We start from the raw sequence: 19,830 nt of genomic DNA, 5'->3' as shown, positions 1-19,830 counted from the left end.
AATGATTGAATCATCCCCATCAAATTAATTACAAATTAATTACAAAAATCCTAGTCCAGAATTAAAGTGTGACTGTATAAGCGTCTCGAATACCTTCCACTTTTTTAATTTCCTCTAAAATGCCATCGGGTAAAGGATCATCAATACTGAGAGCCATAACAGCATCACCACGCACGATTTTCCGACCTACCTGCATACTGGCAATATTGACATTAAAGCTACCCAGTAAAGAACCGAGTTTACCAATAATACCGGGCATATCACGGTGTCGGGTAAACAGCATATATTTACTGGGAGGAACGTTAATGGGGAAACCGTCAACATCCGTTAAGTGGATTTCCTTATCACCCAACAAAGCACCCGTAACAGAATGTGTACCTAAAGTCCCTGTGGCCTGGAGATGCAACGAACCGGCATAATCCCGTGCCGAAGCGTCCCTAGTTTCAATGACTCGAATCCCCCGTTCTTTGGCTTCTATGGTGGCGTTGACATAATTTACCCGTTCCCGCAGGGCTTGGTAAAGTAGTCCTTTGAGGGCAGCTATTACCAAAGGTTGACTTTTATTAGTTGCCAGTTCTCCTTGTAGTGTAACATTAAGTGTCTCAACTCTGCCGCCGGTGAGTTGACCAACTAAGTTCCCCAAGGTTTCTGCTAATTCCATGTAAGGCTTGAGTTCTTCCAGAACATCAGGTCCAAGTCCAGGAATATTCACAGCAGAACGGGCAGGTAGTCCTAATAAAACATCCCGAATTTGTTCGGCCACATCTATGGCGACATTAACTTGGGCTTCAGCCGTAGAAGCGCCGAGGTGAGGAGTAAGGACAACTTCTTTACCCAACCCTAGTAAGTCAGATGCACCTAATGGTTCGGAATCGAACACATCTAATGCAGCCCCAGCAATTACACCATCTCTGATTGCCACTGCTAAAGCCGCTTCATCAATAATGCCACCACGAGCGCAGTTAATAATCCGGGTAGTGGGTTTCATTAACGCCAAAGTTTTCGCGTTGATTAAGTTGGCAGTTTCTGTGGTTTTGGGAATGTGTAAGGTGATATAGTCGGCTTGCTGGAATAGCAAATTTAAGTCTACCAGTTGACAACCCAGTTGTTCGGCTCGTTCTGTAGAGATAAATGGATCATAGGCGAGGAGTTTCATCCCCATAGCCTTAGCGACACTGGCAACATGAGAACCAATTTTTCCTAACCCGACAACGCCGAGGGTTTTTTTGTATACTTCCGAACCAACATAACTTTTCCTGTCCCATTCACCACGTTTTACTGAAGCATTAGCATCAGGAATATGACGAGATAAGGACAAAATCATCGCTAAAGCGTGTTCGGCTGCGGCAATGGTATTACCTTCTGGCGAATTGACGACGACAATCCCTTTACGGGTAGCTGCGGGGACATCAACGTTATCCACACCTACACCAGCACGGCCAATAATTTTTAATTTTGTACCGGCTTCTATAATTTCTTGAGTAACGCGAGTTCCAGACCGGATCATCAGCGCGTCATACTCGCCAATGATGGCTTTGAGTTCATCTGGTTTGAGGCTGGTTTTGACATCAACTGTAGCTACTTGGGAAAGAATATCAATACCAACTTGATCAATGGGGTCGGAAACAAGAACCTTGGACATAATTACTTGATTTTGGTTGACAGGTTTTGCTGTACAAGACTTTTTAGTTTAATCTTTATCTGTGGCACTTGGGGAAAAATTATCTATTTTTTGAGAAGTCAGGAGTCAGGAGTCAGGAGAAGAAAGAAGAAAGAAGAAAGAAGAAAAAATATTCTCCTTATTTAGCCATTACCAATTACCAATTACCAATTACCAAATTTTACTAAATTTTCTTTTCTCCACATCACATCTCTTTTCCTGTTTGTTCTTACTTCCAAAACTCTAATTCCTGTTTTTGGTAAATACTTGAATCTATTTGCTAATTCTTTCCAAGAAGTAATCAATTCATGTTGCACTTTGTAAGTCGCGCATAATTGAGAAAAATCAATATTTTGGGGTGTGGCGAAAAACTCTTCAAAAAGTGGATTGAATTTAGCAATGGGTAACATCTCAAAGATTCCTCCCCCGTTATTATTAATGAGGATAATTGTTAAATGTCCAATAAATTTATTGCTAATCAAAAAACCGTTGGTGTCATGCAATAAGGATAAATCTCCTGTTAACATTACACTACTTTGCTGATGATGTGCTATTCCTAAAGCAGTGGAAAGTGTACCATCAATGCCATTTGCGCCCCGGTTAAAATAGGGTTTAATTCTTAAATTATTGGGTTTCCAGAAAAATTCCACATCTCGCACTGGCATACTATTAGCAATGAATATGGGTGTTTCTGGTGGGAGGATTTGGGAAATTAACCAAGGGACTTTACTCTCGATTAATTCATCTACATTTTTCAAATCATCATCAATATTTTTTCTGACTTGCTTTTCTGCTGTACACCATTTTTGTAAATATTCACTTTTTCCTAAACTTGCAATTTTCAACTTACCAATTTCTGTAACTGCAATTCTTAAATGGGTGGTTTTTCCATGTAAAGGATCTAAATTTTGATCACAATTATCAATGACAAAACGTCGCGGTTTAGCCCTGATTAGCCAATTACGTAATTCTTTACTTGTGGGCATTTCGCCAATTTGAATAACTATTTCTGGTGTTAATTCTTGAGCAAGGTTTTGATTTCTGAGAATAATATCATAGGTAGAAATTAAATATGGATTTAAGTCTGCGTAATTTCTGACGGGGGAAAGTCCTTCAGCTAAAACAGGCCATTGGAGAGTTTGACAAAGGTTAGCGATCGCTCTACAATACTCTTCTGGGGTTTGTGGTTGGGCAACACCAGCGATAATCATCCCTTTTTGGTAATTGGTAATTGGTAATTGATAATTGGTAATTGGTAATGGGGTGGAAACTATTCCCGCAAAGAAATCTTCCACATCTAAGGTGAAATCTGTACCATCAGGAATGGGCGCGAGAGGGTCACGAAAAGGTATATTTAAATGTACTGCGCCAGAGTTGGGAAATTGACAACGTTCCCAAGCGTGAATTACCGTTTGTCGGAGATAATCTAACATTCCCACATCTAGAGAAGGTGTAGTTAATTCCCCTTGCCAATTGGGATAATTACCGTATAATTTCACCTGATCAATAGTTTGTCCAGAATGACAATTTCGCAATTCCGCCGGTCTATCAGTGGTTAAGATTAACAAAGGGACGCGACTTTCCCTAGCTTCAATTACCGCTGGATAAAAATTTGCCCCCGCAGTTCCCGAAGTACAAACTAATACTACAGGTTTTCCCGTTGCCTTGGCTTGTCCCAACGCAAAAAAAGCCGCTGAACGTTCATCTAAAATGGGAATAGCTTCAATATCCGGTATTTGTTGCACAAAAGCCACCGTTAATGGTGTAGAACGAGAACCAGGACAAATAACAGCACAATTTAAACCCAAGCGTTTGAGGGTTTCTGTTAATACATAAGACCAAAGAAGATTAAGATTATTAAAAGTAAGTTGCATTGACTAGAGATTATGGACTGTATTCATTTAACAGGAATTCGTAGCTATGGTTATACCGGATTTTTACCAGAAGAACAAGCACTAGGACAATGGTTTGAGGTAGATGTGAAATTATGGTTGGATCTTTCTAAACCCGCCAAAACAGATAATATTGAAGATACTATAGATTATCGGCAGATAATTAGCTTAGTCCAAAATTTGCTAAAAACCTCAAAGTTTGCATTGGTAGAAAGACTAGCTGGAGCGATCGCTGATGGTATTTTAGAGGATCAGGAGGGGATTAATCAAGTACAAGTTATTCTCAGTAAACCCACTGCACCTATTCCTGATTTTAGCGGCAGAATTAGTATTGAATTGACTCGAAGTAAAGTCTAATATGTGAAAATGGCTGGTACAGCTTACGTGATAGTAAAGGAAATGATACCTTGAGCAACTTTTACTATTAGTCATGGCTTCGCCACGTAGGCTATCAGAATTCATTCTGAGGTAGCTTAACTGAATCTTACTTAGCCATAAAAAATGGCGTTGGTGAATTGGGGTATGAAAGTCGAAAATTCCATCTCTCACACTCTTACTCTCTGCGCCTCTGCGTGAAATAAAATCATACTTTTAGTCAGCAACACCTAAAAAATAAAAACAGTGAAAAAATAATTCACGGCTTTAATAAAAAATGTGGTGTGAGGAGACTTAACTCACTTCATCATACTGCATTTAAAAATTAGAATATTTGTCACTTTATACTATAGCACCACCACAACTAGAACCACACCCCGCAGTACAACCATAGCAATATTCAGCAGTTTGGATTTCATTAATTATATCTAAACTACCAATTTCTAATAATTTGCTCACCGTCAACTTTTCACCATTGCTAGTTTTTGCAGGTAAATTCATCATTTGGTTAAAGTCACAATCATAAATATTCCCTAAATAATCAACAGAAAGTTGTTCACGACACATTAAACCATCAATTGTGTTGGGGTTAAAGTGAGACTCTAAAAAATGCAAATACCTAGAATAAAGTTGTTTTCGTCCTAAATGGAACTTTGTTCTCCCTACAGGTATATTAGTAATTGTGAAAAGATGATTAAATTGAATATCAAACTTTTCAGACAGAAAGGTTTTATAAGCCTTTTCTAAATTTCCCTGTTCGGGAGTTAAAGAAAAATCTTCACTATTTGGTAATGGAGGATTGTACACCAAATCTAAAACTAAATTTGGGTTTTGACCATAACCAATTTTATTCAACCATTGCAAAGCCTTAATTGATTGTTCAAAAACACCATTCCCTCGCATTTTATCCACATTGTCTGCCAAATAACAGGGAAGAGAAGCCACAATTTTAACTTGATGTTGAGCAAAGAAATCTGGTAAATCCTCAAATCCCTCTACAAAATAGATTGTCAAATTTGATCTCACAATTACCTGTTTACCTGCTTTTATAGCAGCTTCTACCAATGGCTTAAAACCATAATTCATTTCTGGTGCGCCACCAGTTAAATCAACAATTTTGATTTCTGGAAACGTATTAATTAAAGTAATTAACTGTTGACAAATTTCCGGTGTCAGTTCCTCTGTTCTTTTGGGACTAGCTTCTACATGGCAATGGTTACAAGCTAAATTACAACGCTTTCCCAAATTAATTTGTAAAACGTTAATTTCCTTTTTTGTTAAAGGTGAATTTAGCTGCTGAAAAAAAGGTGTAATCATAGAAGCATCTCTAGCACGAATTTCCATAAGAGGATATTTTAAAGATCATATAGTAATAGTATTTGAATTTTGAAAAAATCTAAGTATTTGTAGGGTGCTTTAGCGACAGCGTTATACTAAAAACGGACGATTGTTAGACTTTTGCCGAGGCAAAAATCTTTGTATATCAATACTTTTAGCGATTTCAATAGTAAGGCTGCGACCCGTTTTTAGTATACGCACAATACGTATCTTTTTTAACCACAAATTTCTTCAATTAAATGCCAATGTCGGCTCCCTTTAATCGCTTGCTTCACATACTCAAAGATTTTTCGGCAGTGATTTTCCAGTATTAATGGCAGTTCCTCATTCTTGGCCAGGAGAGTCATCCGGATTTCCGTTTCCGTAGCAGTAATTGTATCAATCATTACCTCTACTGTCACTAATTCAGAGAAGGATGCGTTACCAGGAATTTCACGAGCCATAATGTAATCAGATGTGTGGTATTGAACATCCAACTCAAGATCATTTAGTACATCTATGAGTAATGCTTGGAGATTGTCTATGTTCACAGAAAGAATAAACGCACAGGTATAGCGAGCCATAAAAATCCTACATTTTCTAATACTTTGTCAATGATCCCAAAAAACCATTTTACATTGTCGAGGTTCAATTTCAACCCGATGATGATTTATATTGATGATTTATATTATCGTCTCTTTGCAGAACTTTTTCTTTACCTGCGACAATACAAAACTCCTCATCCTTGGCAAGCTGTCATCATCTATCCTAGTCGTAATATAGAAAGAGAACAGAATTTACAATTTGGGGAAATCTTACTGCTTGAAAGAGTTACACGCATTTATTTAGATGAGTTGGGAGAGAGTTCTTTAGGAGTAGGAGTTGTTAAACTAGTAATAGAAACAGATAAGGCTGCACCAGCATTAGCAAGACGCTTAATTGCACAAGCAAACCAACAACTAACTGATACCAAAATCAAACGGGATTTAATTAATCTGATTGAGACAATTATCGTCTACAAATTACCCAAAAAAAGCAGAAAGGAGATTGAGGCTATGTTAGGTTTAAGTGAGTTGAAACAAACTAGGGTTTATCAAGAAGCTGTAGAAGAAGGTAAAGCTGAAGCAACCAGAAAGTTTGCCTTAAAATTGTTACGAATTGGCATGAGTTTAGAACAAATTGCTGAGGTTACGGAATTATCTCTGGAACAAATTCGGGCTTTACAAAAGGAAATTCAAGAATCATAGTTTTAATTCATACCCATTCAAAACATTTTTCTCGTTCTCATACTTCTGTATGGGAACATGAGTTAAATTACTCAATTACCGTGAAAACCGATACAATTTTCTATAGCTTATTTCAAGCATTTCCTAGCATCTTTTTTGAATTAATTAATAATTCTCCCACAGAAGCAGATGTTTATGAATTTACCTCTCGTGAAGTTAAACAACTGGCTTTTCGTTTAGATGGTTTATTTTTGCCAACCACTAAAGATCCGAAAAAACCATTTTACATTGTCGAGGTTCAATTTCAACCCGATGATGATTTATATTATCGTCTCTTTGCAGAGCTTTTTCTCTACCTGCGACAATACAAAACTCTTCATCCTTGGCAAGCTGTCATCATCTATCCTAGTCGTAATATAGAAAGAGAACAGAATTTACAATTTGGGGAAATCTTACTGCTTGAAAGAGTTACACGCATTTATTTAGATGAGTTGGGAGAGAGTTCTTTAGGAGTAGGAGTTGTTAAACTGGTAATAGAAACAGAGAAAGCTGCACCAGCATTGGCAAGACGCTTAATTGCACAAGCAAACCAACAACTAACTGATACCAAAATCAAACGGGATTTAATTAATCTGATTGAGACAATTATCGTCTACAAATTACCCAAAAAAAGCAGAAAGGAGATTGAAGCTATGTTAGGTTTAAGTGAGTTGAAACAAACCAGAGTTTATCAAGAAGCTTTAGAAGAAGGTAAATCTGAAGGTAAATCTGAAACAACAAGACTGTTTGCCTTAAAATTGTTACGAATTGGCATGAGTTTAGGACAAATTGCTGAAATTACGGAATTATCTCTTCAGCAAATTCAGGCTTTACAAAAGGAAATTCAAGAATCATAGTTTTAAATAACACCTAATTCAAAACATTTTTTCTTGTTCTCATACTTCTGTATGGTAGCTAAATAAAATCTCTTCTTCCCCGTGTCTTCTGTGGTTCAGAATACAGCAGTTCTTGCTCTAATACAATTGAGGGCGGGGAAACCCCGCCCCTACGGGTTTGAAGGGAAGTGCTGTATAAGATTAACAACATCCCCCACCATCGTAATACCATGTAGAATCAGTAATTATAATTTCTTCAGGATTTACAACTGCTAAATTTGCCGCTGTTTTATCACAAACTGCCGCAGGAATTCCTCTTTGTAAAATATGCCCATTCTTATCATCAAAAAATGCTTCCTTACCTGCATAAATCGCTGTTTTACCAGTAAAAATACAAGCACCATCTGCGGGAATATCTACTTTAAAAGCCACAGAATCCAGGCTTTCTAAAAGTAGATTTTCCGGTAATTGATAATTGTGTTTATCTAATAAGCGATAAGGACGACGGGCGCGAATTTCAATTTGGCCAAAACCAGCATTAATAATTAAGTTAGTATATTCTGGATATGTAAGTGCGCCGGATAAACACAAGGCGCGTAAATGTTCATTTTGTTGTAAATGAGCAGGAATTGGACTTGTTGCAATCGGGTCACTCATCTGCAAGCGTCCACCAGATTTTAATACTCGATATGCTTCTTTTAAAGCGCGAGTTAAATCTACTGGTTCAAAAATATTAAACAGACAATTTTGCGCTACTACATCTACAGAAGCATCCGCAACAGGTAAATTAAAAGCATCTCCCGGACGAATTTCGACAAAGCTAGGATCAAACCAGGGATTTTCCTTTGCAGCAATTTCTAAATTACGGGTTGCAGCTTCTCTCATAGCTTCCACAGGTTCGACAGCAATAATCGCACCGGGACGACGGGAAAAATAAGCAAATTGCAAAGCTTCCAACCCACCACCCACACCAACATATAAAACGGTGGGTTCATTACTGAGTTCATTGTGATGGACTGTAGTTCCACAACCATAGTTCATTTCCTGCATAGCTAGAGGAATTTTCAGTCCTGGTAGTTGTAAAGGTGTACTTTGGACACAGCAAAGACCTATTTCTGGTGTTTGGGCAACTTGGCTGTAAAATTGGGCTGCGGTTTCTAAATAGGTCATAATCTTAAAATTAGGGTTTCTGACTTGACTTTTATGGTCAAAAAGAGTATTATACATGACTAATAGAAGGGGAGTAGCTGCTGACAGTAAATCAAAATTTTCTGTTCAGTATATCTAAGTCAACATACTGGTGATGAGCCTGGTTTAGATAGCGAATAAATAAAGTATTTGAAAGCGAGACCTTCACTGACTACACATTTAACTATGTGGAGTTCAGTGAGGTTTGATTGCTCTCATTGATACTCCACACAGGTAAAAAATCCTTTAGGAGTTTGAGAGAGTGCTAACAGCTTTTACCGCAGGTTTATTATTAATTACCATTTCCGAATTAGGCGATAAAACATTTTTTATTGCTGTGATATTGTCCATGCACCATTCGCGGCGTTTGGTATTTGCTGGTGTGGTGGCTGCTTTAGCGGCTATGACTATTTTGTCAGTTGCATTTGGACAAGTCGTATCTTTTTTGCCAGAACAAATTATTCATTATGCCGAAATAGCTTTATTTATTGCCTTTGGTTTGAAGTTAATTTATGATGCCAATAAAATGCCCAAATCTCCTAATGAAGAAGTAGTAGAAGAGGCACAAGAAGCGGTAGAAAAGGCAGATTTAGATAATTCCCAACAAAAAAGCGTTGGGTCAATTTTACTAAAGTCTTTCCTATTAACATTTATAGCAGAATGGGGCGATCGCACACAAATAGCCACCATAGCCCTAGCAGCCGGGAATAACCCCATTGGTGTCACAGCCGGCGCAATATTAGGACACGCAATTTGTGCAGCGATCGCCGTCATCGGTGGTAAATTAATAGCAGGTAAAATTTCCGAACGGCAAATTACCTTTGTGGGTGGCTTTCTATTTATCATCTTTGGGATAGTCGCAGCTATAGAGGGAAAATAATTAACATCGAAAACAGATGTTAGAACCCCGATTTCTTTAAGAAGTCGGGGTTCTGGGTTTTTGTGTGTTTTCTTGGTCGCTGAATGTTAAGTGTATTACCCCCCACTATTTATGTTACTATAAAGTAGGAAAAATATAATTACCTTTTGGTAATACTATGCAAGCTGAAAAACTTTCCATTTCTTTACCATCCTCTTTGGTGCAGTTTATTGAAAATTATAAATTGACTAAAGGCTGTAAATCTCGTTCTCAAGTAATTGAGTTAGCCATAGAATTACTGCGTTATCAGGAACTAGAGCAAGCTTATCGGGAAGCTGCGGCAGAATTTGACCCAGAATGGGATTTAACTGTAGGAGATGGGCTAACAGATGAAACGTGGTGAAATATACCTTGCAAATCTCAGTCCCGCAGTGGGGTCAGAAATGGATAAACGCCGTCCTGTACTCATTGTTAGCAATGATGCTAATAATAATGCCTCTACTACGGTGACGATTTTACCAATTACATCTAATATGAGTCGTGTATATCCTTTTGAGGTTTTATTAAATCCAGAAGATTCCGGTTTATCTAAAACTTCTAAGGTACAAGCGCAACAAATACGGACAATTTCTAAACAGCGCATTTTAGGAGATGTGGTAGGGTGTTTAAGTCAAGAGTTGATAGATTTGGTCAATGATGCTATTAAGTTACATTTAGCTTTGGAGTAGCAGATATTAAAACATATACACTTGACCTTAAACCTCATTTATAAATAGAAATTTGACAGACCACTAGCAGTTTCAGCCAAAGTATGACTTCCTGTAATTTCCGCATCTACACGCAATTTGTGCAGCGATCGCCGTTATCGGTGGTAAATTAATAGCAGGTAAAATTTCCGAAAGACAAATTACCTTTGTGGGTGGCTTCCTCTTTATCATCTTTGGTATAGTCGCCGCCATAGAAGGAAAATAAACTCAAGATTAAAAATTTCTTGTGTTGCGGGTATCCTGCCCGCTAATAAAGCAGAACAAGCAGTAAATATAGCGGTATGCACTTGAATGAGATACAGTGATTAAATTGTAAAACCTGTAGGGGCGGGGTTTCCCCGCCCTCGATTGTATTGCATCCGACTATATAGTCTATTGTATCTCTTGCCAAAACCCTCCGACATTCCAAACTTTGTCAAATTTTTCATCTTTAGCAGATGCTATACAAGGTGGCATTATAAAACTTTTAATAACAGTGACAACCTCATCAAAGGTAAGTTGTGGATTCCCCTTTTTAATTTTATTTAAAAAGGCTGCCCATTCTTTTGATTTCTGTGGATTATTAGTAAATTCTTGGGTAAAAGCTAAAGGTTCTTTTATTGGTATTTCTGTTTTGCGTCGTTTAAAAGTATTTCCTATAGCTTGGCAAAATAAATCACCTTGAAATTCAAAATCTTTACAAAGAAACCAAATATCATAAAAATCTTTCATGCGACTATTTATTATACCTAAATCAACCATAGCTTGAAACTTTTCAGCTATTACTGTTTCACGAGGATATATTATCAATTTTGGTTTTGGAGTATCTAGAAGAATAGTATTAATTAATTCTTCTTGAGGGTTAGGTGTAACAACATCACCAAATCCAATATCAACTTGAAGCTTACACTGATTAGTACCTAATTTTCCTATAATTTCAACTCTTACCCCTTCATACTGCTGATCTTCTTTTATTACTTGAGCTTTGATAGATTCTGACAAGAAAATAATGCCATCTTCTTCACAATTTATTAAGCAAATTTCTTGAAAAACTTTTTCTATATATTCGACTTCATTATTGCCAGAACTCAGAAAATCTAAATCTTTTGTCGCTCTATGCGGTTCACCATTCCATACCTTAAAAAGTGTAGCTCCCTTCAAAATAAATTGTTGTTGATATCGAGATTTACTAAGCCTATATAGCAGCCTTTCACCAAGATAAAGGATTAGTAAATAATTATAGTCTTCCCTTCTTTCTTTAGATAGATTTAACAATCTAGAACGGATAGATGCTGCTATATTAATAAGCTTTTTTGATGTCATGGCAGTGATTCTAGATAAGGACGCATTACATTATGGACTCGGCAAATTTTAGCATAATGCCATAGTTCATTCATTGAGCATCTTCTTTCTTTCCAACATTCTCGAAGTGCTTCAAGTGCTACATCTAGACCAATTTTGTTGCGAAATTTAAAACAATCCACAACTGTCTTAGCCAAAGAATATATCTGGACATTAACACCCTCTATTAGATGGTTTTCAATGCCTTCCTCTAGAGATTGACCAGACATATAAACGATTCTTAGAGGTAGAAGATTATCTTTTGGTGGACGATGCTTGTGAGGAATAGCAAGCCATACTTCAAAAGGTGATTGCGTAGTTAGCTCATAAAAACTGAGTGCTGATAGAAGACAAACGACCCCACTAGGAACTCGTTTAGCAGTTTCAGCCAAAGTATGACTTTCTGTAATTTCCGCATCTACAAAAGTATAAATACCACGAGCAGAACGTATTAGTAGCCCTTGCTCTTCAAGACGTTTAATATACTGTCTGTGAATACCTTGTACTTCTATATCTTTAGCTGTAATTATGCCTTTCTGACGAGCATAATCCAGCACTTGTTGTGTTTTGGACATAATTAAATTAATGGATTTAACTGCAACACTTTTGTGATCAAATGTGATAAACTGCTAGCAGTAGTGAACAATTGCCCACATTTTATCACAAATTTTTCTTTAACGCATCCTTAAAATTAAAAAAAGAAGTAGAAAAAGATATTAGGACACGCAATTTGTGCAGCGATCGCCCTCATCGGTGGTAAATTAATTGCAGGTAAAATTTCCGAAAGACAAATCACCTTCGTGGGTGGCTTTCTATTTATCATCTTTGGTATAGTCGCCGCCATAGAAGGAAAATAAACTGAACATTGACAGAGTTCAGATACCGGACTTCTCTAAGAGGCTGTTTGAAAAGTATCAGATAAAACCCATAATCTCCAAAAACCTAACCCCCCTGCCCCCTTCCCTACCAGGGAATGGGGTTTTCAAAGCCTCTCCCCGCGTCGGGGAGAGATTTGGAGAGGGGTCAATTTATACATTCAAAACTTTTCAAACATCCTCTAATAAGTCCGGTATCTTGTTATTCATAACTAATTTAGGATTGCTATAGCAACTCACCTTTAATACTCTCATAAATACTAGCTAATAACTTCTCAAACACCACCGCTCTAAATTCTTCATTATTCATCACCTCCATAAATATCTTTTCATTCCCGTCCATGCGTTCAATAAACAACGCTTCCAGATGCTTTTCTAGGACAGGGGCGAAGTTTTCTTTGCTGTTGACTTGGGCAGCTTGTTTGATATCATCTTTACTAATTGCTGTTTCGGTGATTTGTTCAAAAAACAGTTGGTCTGCTGGGGTGAAGTTAGTCCCAAACCGTTCGTTGAGGGAGTCTATAAGCTGGGATAGGGGAACTTCTCTATCTGGTTGACGAGTTCCCACTGCTGTAGCACCGCGCAATGGTTCTGCTGTCCCTGACTGTAAATCAATTTTACCTTCACTGATTTTTTCTAAGCGATAATATTTGATTTCTATATCCCCAGATAAATCAATTTTGGGAGCGTCTTTACTTCTGGGTAATTTCTTGAGTAAAAATCTGCCGTAAGCATAAAGTTTTTCCAGTTCTGAATCTTGATAAGGAATAATTTGCGCTAGGAATAAATACAAATTACGGAAGCTGGTTAATTGATTTTTAAATTGTTCTTGTTCTGCTTCTGCTAATTCTTTATATTGGTCTACAATTGGATCTAATAAAGTATTTAATTTTTTATGTTCACCTCCAGTCAAAGAAGTTTTGGGACGAAACCAAATTTCACACCATTGGTTAACATCATCTAGGCTAAAAAGTTGCCATTGATAAAGTTGATAGGATAAATCATTTAATTGTTGGGGGTCTGCTGTTTCTCCTACGGGAGTTTCTTCATAGTAGGGTTTGAAGGCTTGGTAAATGTCCTCTGGTTTGTTGACAAAATCCAGTACAAAGGTGTCTTCTTTCCCTGTGGTAGTCCGATTGAGGCGAGATAAAGTTTGCACTGCTTGGACTCCATCTAGCCTTTTATCTACAAACATTGTATGTAGTAATGGTTGGTCAAATCCAGTTTGAAATTTATTCGCTACTAACAATACTTGGTAAGCATCACTGGTAAATTTATCGGCAATTTCTTGAGATTTTATGCCTCCATTCATGTTGACTTCTGTAAATGGTTCATCTGGTAATTCATCTAAGGTGATAGAACCAGAGAAAGCGACTAAAGATTTAATATCACTATAGCCTTTGGCTTTAATATATTTATCAAATTCCAGTTTATATCTCACTGCGTGTTCACGGGAACGGGTGACAACCATTGCTTTAGCTTTACCGCCAATTTTATGACGGGTATGGGTGCGGAAATGTTCAATAATTATTTCTACTTTTTGGGCGATGTTATGGGGGTGGAGTTCGATAAATCTGGCAATGGCTTTGGCTGCTTGACGACGGGGTAAATCGGGATTTTCTTCGGAGGTGCGGACAAGTTCATAATACCTTTCATAGCAGGTATAATTGGCTAATACATCTTTAATATATCCCTCTTCAATTGCTTGGCGCATGGTGTAAAGATGAAAGGGAGATTGACCGTTTTCTCCTGGTTCATCAAAGACGAGGAGGGTTTTTTGTTTGGGGGTAGCTGTAAAGGCGAAATAACTCAGGTTGGGTTGTTTGGTGCGGGCAATTTGTTCTTTTAATAGTTGTTGTTTGGCTTGGTCTGTTAAATCTTCTGACTCTGTTTCATCTGCTAAAATTTGGGCAGCAATGGCTGATTCAATGCCATCTTGATTAAGAATTTTCCGCAGTTCATTGGCGGTTTCTCCACTTTGGGAACTATGTGCCTCATCTACGATAATGGCAAAGCGTTTATCTTTGGTGGTAATGTCTATGGTTTTACCTTTTTTAGCTAAGGTTTGAATGGCTTTATTAATAAAGGGGAATTTTTGAATTGTAGAAATGATAATTGGGACACCATCATTTAAAGCTGTGGCTAGTTGTTGGGTGTTTTCATCTATTTTTTGGACGACTCCAGCTTTATGGTCAAATTGATAAATTGTGTTTTGTAATTGTTGGTCTAAGATGGTTCTATCTGTAATGACGACGACGGTATGAAAGATTTTTTCATCTTGGTTATCGTGGAGGTTGGCTAACCGATGTGCTAACCAAGCAATGGAGTTTGATTTTCCTGAACCTGCGGAATGTTGAATTAAATAATTATGTCCGGCTTTGTGTTTTTTGGTATGTGCAATTAATTGACGAACTACATCCAGTTGATGATAGCGGGGGAAAATTAAGGTTTCTTTTTTTTGATAGTTAATTCCTGTGGCTGTGGGTGTTTTGATTTCTTCTATTTTTATGTGTAAAAATCGGGCTAATATATCTAATAAACTATCTTTTGCTAATACTTCTCGCCAAAAGTAACTGGTGCGATATTCGCCATTTTCCCCCGGTGGGTTGCCAGCACCGTGGTTATGGCCTTTGTTGAAGGGGAGGAAGTAAGTATTTTCTCCTGCTAGTTTGGTGGTCATCCATACTTCTTCTGTGTCTACGGCGAAGTGGACTAAGCACCGTTGTTTAAAGACAAATAGGGGGTCTTTGGGGTCTCTATCCTGTTTGTATTGGTGGATGGCGTTGAGGTAGGTTTGCTGGGTGAGGGGGTTTTTCAGTTCGATGGTGGCGATGGGTAGGCCGTTGATACTGAGGAGGATATCAGGGATTTTTCCGGTTTTAATTGTGACTTGGCGGGTGATGGTGAGGCGATTTTTTTGATACTGTGCCAAGGTGTCCGGGTTCATGGCGGTGTTGGGTTGGAAGTAGGCGATTCGTAAGGTTTTACCGTAGCATTTGAAACCATTACGGAGGACATCTAGCATTCCCCGGCTTTTGAGTTCTTTGGTGAGGCTATCTATAAGGATTTTTTGGGGGTCTTTATTGCTGGCTAGGCGTTGCCATTGTTTATCTTGGGTGGTTTGGATGAAGTTGATGATTTCTGTGGGGAAAAGGGCGGTTTCTGGGTCGTATTCTGCGGGGTTACTTTGCTGGTAGCCACTGTGTTGCAGTAGTTCTCTTTCGATGGTGTTTTCAAATTCTTTTTCCGTGTGCATTGGTGTATGACCAAATATTGTAAATATTTTCAGTATTATAAGTATAAAAGGTAGGTTTGGTTAAGGAACGCAACCCAACATTTAATTTACATATAAATATTTTAATTTTGTTGAGGTTTACTGTTTTAAAATTATGAATTGGGGTTGAGCCAATTTTCTACTTTTAAATTAGGAACGCGGGCAAATTCACGAACATTGGCGGTAATAACTGTTAGATTTAATGTCAACGCATGGGCAGCAATTAATAAGTCATTACCTCCAATAGGAGTTCCTTGTTGTTCTAAATCAGTGCGAATTTCTGCGTAGTATTGTTCTACAGGATGATTAAGGGGTAGGATTTCTATGCTATTTAAGATAATTTCCAGTTTTTCTATCAGTTTTGGTGAGTTCTTTTTTTTCGCTCCAAATCTTGATTCACAAGCGACAATAATACTTGTGCAAACTTTGTCTTCTCCGACTTCTTGAATTTTTGAAAATATCACTCCTCTAGGGTTTTTAATTAGTTCGGAAATGATGTTTGTATCTAACAAGTATAAATAAGTCATTTTTACAATTCAATATCATCTAAGGGTAATAATCCTGCGTCAACATCTGCAAAGTCTTCGTCCAGTGGTTCAAGGGTGGAAAGGGCTTGCAGGAGGGATTTTTTATGGATGGGGGAAATAATGGCGAAGGGGATACCATTTTGGATAATGGTCAGGGGTTCTCCTGTTTTTTGGGCTTGGTTAATTAGGGTTTGTAGGTTTTGAGGAAGTTCTGCAAGGGTGATTTGTGTCATGGTGGTTTCTGAGGTTAGGGAATATCAACTTGGCTTACATTTATTTTACCTGTGACGGCGTTGGTGATCAAGGCTGTGCGGTATTCTTTTAATATTTCTATGGCTTGTTGAATTTTGGTTTTTTGTTCTTCTATTTGGGCTGTTTTTTGGTCTAAATATTCAGCTATTTTTTGTTGTTCTTCAAGTGGTGGAATTGTAATAATTGTTTTAGCTAAGTGAGATGGTCCAAAATTTGGTTGACAAGAACCAGTCATTAATAAACTTAACTGCTCTCGTAAACACACAGATTGCAATATCCATTTTAAAAAAACTCTATCTGTACATAAATTTTCATGTTGATTAATTCTAATGGTACTCGTATTGAGTATTACTATTTCATCTGAAAGATATTCTGCAACTTTCCCCCAAGAATTACCAGAACTAGATAAAAGTAAATCATTCTTTCTTACTGTAAAGTGTTTGTAGTTCTTCTCGTAATCTTCTTGTTCAATGAATTTTTGATAATTGGAAAAGTCAATTCCTTTATCAGTGATATTTGTTACGCAAATAACTCTAATTCCATTATCTGAAAATTGCCAATTACGAAGTCCTGGACCTTCTTGAAAAAAAGCAGCCCTGATAAATTTTTGAACTTCCCAATGCTTTGGAATTTCACCTAACCACTCAATACCAGAATCTTTCATCGGGACATTTACATCTAGCCCTTTGGTGACAGCGTGACTAATAAGGGAGGTGCGTTTTTCGTCCAGTTTTTCTATCAGGGTTTCTTTCTTCGCTATCAGATCATCTATTTGTTTGGTTTTATAGTCTAAAAATCGGGCTATGTTTTCTTGTTCTTCTAATGGTGGTTCAACAACAGGTAAACTAATTAAAACGCTTGAATTAATTGCTGGATAGCTTACTCCTAACGAACTAGAAACAATCTCACCAATAAATCCTTCGCTTTGTAACAAATAACCAATATAGTTAGGATTTATGTTGATTTTTGGTCTAATGACTGCAAAACCAGTAGAAACAATTAAATTATTAGGTGGTTGCTTAATTGTAGCAATTGATTTTAAATAAGTTCTTACAGTAGAAACAATAGTATCTCCATCTTGTACTTTTCTTCTAGCACGAGAAGGAGCTTTATCAAAACTCATGTTTTCATAGTTTTTAATACCTGAAACTAAATCAACGCTGGAAATATCAACGTATTCTATTTCGTAATCAGGAGCAGTATTTTCTCCTAAAGATTCATCATTACAAGATGCAATATTTTTTAATCGTTTTACTTCCCAATGATTAGGAATCTCCCCCAACCACTCAACCCCAGAATCTTTATACTTATCATAACCCTGATACTTACCCATTTAACTAACTTCCCAATCTTCAAACTTTAACCCGTCAATTCTGCTAAACTCTCTCACATTATGAGTTACCAATATTAAATTATTCGCCAAAGCAATAGCAGCAATTTGTATATCATTGGAACTAATAGGAGTACCAATTTTAGTTAAATCAGCCCGAATTTGTCCATAAATTTCCGCACAATTATCATCAAAAGGTAAAGATAAAAATTGATATAAAAACAACTGTTGTATATTTAAACTTTTTTGAGGATTATTGCTACGCTTTGAGCCATAAAATAACTCAGCCTTCACCACAGAACAAACAGCAATCTTATTTGCTGCTATGCTGTCAAGACGGCGATTTATAGCAGAACCTTTATTCTTTAAATACACAATACAAGCATTAGTATCTAGTAAATAAATAAGTGGAGAATTACTCATCAAAAACACCTACTAAATCATTATCCCTATCATCAGTAATACCTTGTTCATCAAGGGTAAAATCTATATCCGCACAACTCCCCGCTAAATTTAATAACCCCCCAGAATGTAGGGGAAAATTTGCTGATAAAAAAGCCTTGAAAGCGACATCATCCTGAAAACCTAACATCTGTCTAAATTCATTAAAATTAATCAATCCTTCTAAAAAAGCTTCTAAAGCTAATTTATTCATAATCTTTTCGGATAAATCACCTAATTTATCCTGGATTTTATCTGTTAAATTATCTGGTACATTTATTGTGATTTGCATAATTTTAAAATCTCCCTAATTTGTATTTTTATTTTACAGCATATTCCAGGGAAGATGAAAACTTTTATTAACAATTTTCCCATCATACCCAAATCCCCGACTTCTAGCATCTATTGATAATTTATTAACCAATTTATTAAAATTTATTAAAAAGGTAAGATTATCAACCAATTTATTTAACGTGGTAATCAAAAAAATCGGGGATATTATCATTAAACTATTTCCCCCAACATCGCCATAATATCCGTTTCTAAAGATTTAATATCATCCTCAATAGCATCTAAATTTCTGGGTGGTTGATATACATAAAAATGCCGATTTAAAGGAATTTCGTACCCTACCTTAGTCTTATCAAAATCAATCCAAGCATCTGGAACATGGGGTAAAACTTCCTTTTCTAAATATTCTTGACAGTGGTTTTCTACTAACTTAATCAATTCATTGACACTCGCTTTTTCTCCATATTCCAAGGGTAAAGGTAAAGGAATATCATCTGGTAAAGGAACAATTTCTGTATCACGTAAATTACTATCAGGTTCAGGATTTCCTTTAGCATCTGTACAAATTTCTGCTTCTGGGTCAGTTTCTCCCAATGCTGCTAAAATCGCTTTTTTCACAGGTGCTTTTAATGTTAATCCTGCATTTTTTAACACCTTGTTTAAGTCAGTTTCAAACTCTGTCCGGGATAAATACAGTTTATTAGATTGCATATTTTTCAAAGCATCAATAATCTGTTCTTGGAGATTTTTACCCTCTAATATTTCTAACTGTTGTACTTTTTCATCCTTACGCTTTTTAGTGGTAGCTAAATTTTGAAAAGCTGTTTGTTCCCATAATCTCGCTAAACGTTCCTCACTGACTTGAAAATTTAATCTTAATGGACGTTCTACCGTAATCTTTAAAAAGCCAAATTCCCGATTATCAAAAATCTTAGAACATACTCGCTGTTCTATTTGTCCATCTGTTTCTACTTCACTAATACCATTATGTTGAAAATCTCCATATAATCGCACCAGTTCGGTAATATGTGCGGGGGATAATTCATTGCGTTTATTACCAAGACTCTTTTTCATTTTCTGGTAATGTTTTGTACCATCAATAAGCTGTACTTTACCTTTTCTATGATCCGCTTTTTTATTAGTAACTAACCAAATATAAGTGAAAATTCCGGTGTTATAAAACATCTGGTCAGGTAATGCAACCACCGCTTCTAACCAGTCATTTTCAATGATCTAGGACTTACGCATTGACAAAAAAATGAATCTATGTTGATGAAGCAGCACAAGCATTGGTAAGATTGTCCACAATGTAGTCGCGCACAACTAAAGTGAATAAGTTTCTTTGCACTTCATACCAATTA

At 36.9% G+C, this 19,830-nt stretch carries 20 protein-coding genes and 2 pseudogenes; 8 read left to right on the top strand and 14 right to left on the bottom strand.

What is annotated here, in order from left to right; translation table 11 throughout:
• Nucleotides 1-61: 61 nt before the first annotated feature.
• Nucleotides 62-1,642 carry a phosphoglycerate dehydrogenase gene (gene serA, locus IQ226_RS10890; RefSeq protein WP_193895279.1) on the bottom strand — a complete coding sequence of 527 codons (1,581 nt, stop codon included), beginning with the start codon at nt 1,640-1,642 and terminating at the stop codon, nt 62-64.
• A gap of 182 nt (nt 1,643-1,824) precedes the next feature.
• Complete coding sequence (menD, locus tag IQ226_RS10885; RefSeq protein ID WP_193895277.1) at nt 1,825-3,534, bottom strand: 2-succinyl-5-enolpyruvyl-6-hydroxy-3-cyclohexene-1-carboxylic-acid synthase; 1,710 nt, start codon at nt 3,532-3,534, stop codon at nt 1,825-1,827.
• 12 nt (nt 3,535-3,546) lie between these two features.
• Between menD and folB the strand changes: the two genes are divergently transcribed.
• Complete coding sequence (gene folB / locus IQ226_RS10880) at nt 3,547-3,909, top strand: dihydroneopterin aldolase (protein WP_193895275.1); 363 nt, start codon at nt 3,547-3,549, stop codon at nt 3,907-3,909.
• Nucleotides 3,910-4,269: 360 nt separating this feature from the next.
• Here the strand turns inward: folB and arsS are convergent, their stop codons facing one another.
• Nucleotides 4,270-5,271: an arsenosugar biosynthesis radical SAM (seleno)protein ArsS gene (gene arsS / locus IQ226_RS10875; RefSeq protein WP_193895273.1), complete on the bottom strand. Its 1,002-nt coding sequence runs from the start codon at nt 5,269-5,271 to the stop codon at nt 4,270-4,272.
• Between the two features lie 209 nt (nt 5,272-5,480).
• On the bottom strand, nt 5,481-5,828 hold the full coding sequence (locus tag IQ226_RS10870) for a hypothetical protein (protein WP_193895271.1): 348 nt from the start codon (nt 5,826-5,828) through the stop codon (nt 5,481-5,483).
• 78 nt (nt 5,829-5,906) lie between these two features.
• Here IQ226_RS10870 and IQ226_RS10865 point away from each other — a divergent pair, with 78 nt between their 5' ends.
• Both IQ226_RS10865 and IQ226_RS10860 read left to right on the top strand, forming a co-directional pair.
• Nucleotides 5,907-6,491: an Rpn family recombination-promoting nuclease/putative transposase gene (locus IQ226_RS10865; RefSeq protein ID WP_228039368.1), complete on the top strand. Its 585-nt coding sequence runs from the start codon at nt 5,907-5,909 to the stop codon at nt 6,489-6,491.
• A gap of 80 nt (nt 6,492-6,571) precedes the next feature.
• Complete coding sequence (locus IQ226_RS10860) at nt 6,572-7,366, top strand: Rpn family recombination-promoting nuclease/putative transposase (protein ID WP_193895269.1); 795 nt, start codon at nt 6,572-6,574, stop codon at nt 7,364-7,366.
• 180 nt (nt 7,367-7,546) lie between these two features.
• On the opposite strand, the gene arsM is transcribed toward IQ226_RS10860, so the two are convergent.
• Complete coding sequence (gene arsM, locus IQ226_RS10855; protein ID WP_193895341.1) at nt 7,547-8,515, bottom strand: arsenosugar biosynthesis arsenite methyltransferase ArsM; 969 nt, start codon at nt 8,513-8,515, stop codon at nt 7,547-7,549.
• Nucleotides 8,516-8,795: 280 nt separating this feature from the next.
• Between arsM and IQ226_RS10850 the strand changes: the two genes are divergently transcribed.
• The 4 genes and pseudogenes from IQ226_RS10850 to IQ226_RS10835 form a co-directional block, all read left to right on the top strand.
• Nucleotides 8,796-9,413, top strand: coding sequence for a TMEM165/GDT1 family protein (locus tag IQ226_RS10850; protein WP_193895267.1), 618 nt, complete (start codon nt 8,796-8,798; stop codon nt 9,411-9,413).
• Between the two features lie 157 nt (nt 9,414-9,570).
• On the top strand, nt 9,571-9,795 hold the full coding sequence (locus tag IQ226_RS10845) for a CopG family transcriptional regulator (protein WP_027404252.1): 225 nt from the start codon (nt 9,571-9,573) through the stop codon (nt 9,793-9,795).
• The gene (locus IQ226_RS10840; protein WP_193895265.1) at nt 9,782-10,120 is read left to right on the top strand and encodes a type II toxin-antitoxin system PemK/MazF family toxin; all 339 of its coding nucleotides are present in this window, start codon (nt 9,782-9,784) and stop codon (nt 10,118-10,120) included. Before IQ226_RS10845 ends, IQ226_RS10840 begins: the two co-directional genes overlap by 14 nt.
• Nucleotides 10,121-10,229: 109 nt before the next feature.
• Nucleotides 10,230-10,364 (top strand): annotated as a pseudogene (locus IQ226_RS10835) (TMEM165/GDT1 family protein); the annotation flags it as partial.
• 167 nt (nt 10,365-10,531) lie between these two features.
• On the opposite strand, the gene IQ226_RS10830 reads toward IQ226_RS10835, so the two are convergent.
• Nucleotides 10,532-11,461, bottom strand: a complete 930-nt coding sequence (locus IQ226_RS10830; RefSeq protein WP_193895263.1) for a nucleotidyl transferase AbiEii/AbiGii toxin family protein — start codon at nt 11,459-11,461, stop codon at nt 10,532-10,534.
• On the bottom strand, nt 11,458-12,054 hold the full coding sequence (locus IQ226_RS10825; RefSeq protein WP_193895261.1) for a type IV toxin-antitoxin system AbiEi family antitoxin domain-containing protein: 597 nt from the start codon (nt 12,052-12,054) through the stop codon (nt 11,458-11,460). Before IQ226_RS10825 ends, IQ226_RS10830 begins: the two co-directional genes overlap by 4 nt.
• Nucleotides 12,055-12,192: 138 nt before the next feature.
• On the opposite strand from IQ226_RS10825, the pseudogene IQ226_RS10820 reads away from it, so the two are divergent.
• Nucleotides 12,193-12,336 (top strand): annotated as a pseudogene (locus IQ226_RS10820) (TMEM165/GDT1 family protein); the annotation flags it as partial.
• Nucleotides 12,337-12,580: 244 nt separating this feature from the next.
• Here the strand turns inward: IQ226_RS10820 and IQ226_RS10815 are convergent.
• The 7 genes from IQ226_RS10815 to IQ226_RS10785 all read right to left on the bottom strand — a co-directional run bounded on the left by IQ226_RS10815 (nt 12,581) and on the right by IQ226_RS10785 (nt 19,699).
• Nucleotides 12,581-15,610: a type I restriction endonuclease subunit R gene (locus tag IQ226_RS10815; protein WP_193895259.1), complete on the bottom strand. Its 3,030-nt coding sequence runs from the start codon at nt 15,608-15,610 to the stop codon at nt 12,581-12,583.
• Nucleotides 15,611-15,741: 131 nt separating this feature from the next.
• Complete coding sequence (locus IQ226_RS10810; protein WP_190348245.1) at nt 15,742-16,155, bottom strand: type II toxin-antitoxin system VapC family toxin; 414 nt, start codon at nt 16,153-16,155, stop codon at nt 15,742-15,744.
• Nucleotides 16,156-16,157: 2 nt separating this feature from the next.
• Nucleotides 16,158-16,388 carry a type II toxin-antitoxin system Phd/YefM family antitoxin gene (locus IQ226_RS10805; RefSeq protein WP_193895257.1) on the bottom strand — a complete coding sequence of 77 codons (231 nt, stop codon included), beginning with the start codon at nt 16,386-16,388 and terminating at the stop codon, nt 16,158-16,160.
• A 14-nt stretch (nt 16,389-16,402) separates the two neighbouring features.
• Nucleotides 16,403-17,740, bottom strand: coding sequence for a restriction endonuclease subunit S (locus tag IQ226_RS10800; protein ID WP_193895255.1), 1,338 nt, complete (start codon nt 17,738-17,740; stop codon nt 16,403-16,405).
• The gene (locus IQ226_RS10795) at nt 17,741-18,160 is read right to left on the bottom strand and encodes a type II toxin-antitoxin system VapC family toxin (protein WP_193895254.1); all 420 of its coding nucleotides are present in this window, start codon (nt 18,158-18,160) and stop codon (nt 17,741-17,743) included. It abuts the gene before it with no gap.
• Entirely contained in the window at nt 18,153-18,470 is a 318-nt protein-coding gene (locus tag IQ226_RS10790; RefSeq protein WP_193895252.1) for a hypothetical protein, read from the bottom strand. The genes IQ226_RS10795 and IQ226_RS10790 overlap by 8 nt, the downstream gene beginning before the upstream one ends.
• A 212-nt stretch (nt 18,471-18,682) precedes the next feature.
• Entirely contained in the window at nt 18,683-19,699 is a 1,017-nt protein-coding gene (locus IQ226_RS10785; RefSeq protein WP_370567120.1) for an N-6 DNA methylase, read from the bottom strand.
• Nucleotides 19,700-19,830: the final 131 nt, after the last annotated feature.

This window comes from Dolichospermum sp. LEGE 00240, assembly GCF_015207875.1.
Lineage (GTDB): Bacteria > Cyanobacteriota > Cyanobacteriia > Cyanobacteriales > Nostocaceae > Dolichospermum > Dolichospermum gracile.
Note: the sequence above shows the minus strand (reverse complement) of the source record. Positions and strands in the feature narration are given on the sequence as shown.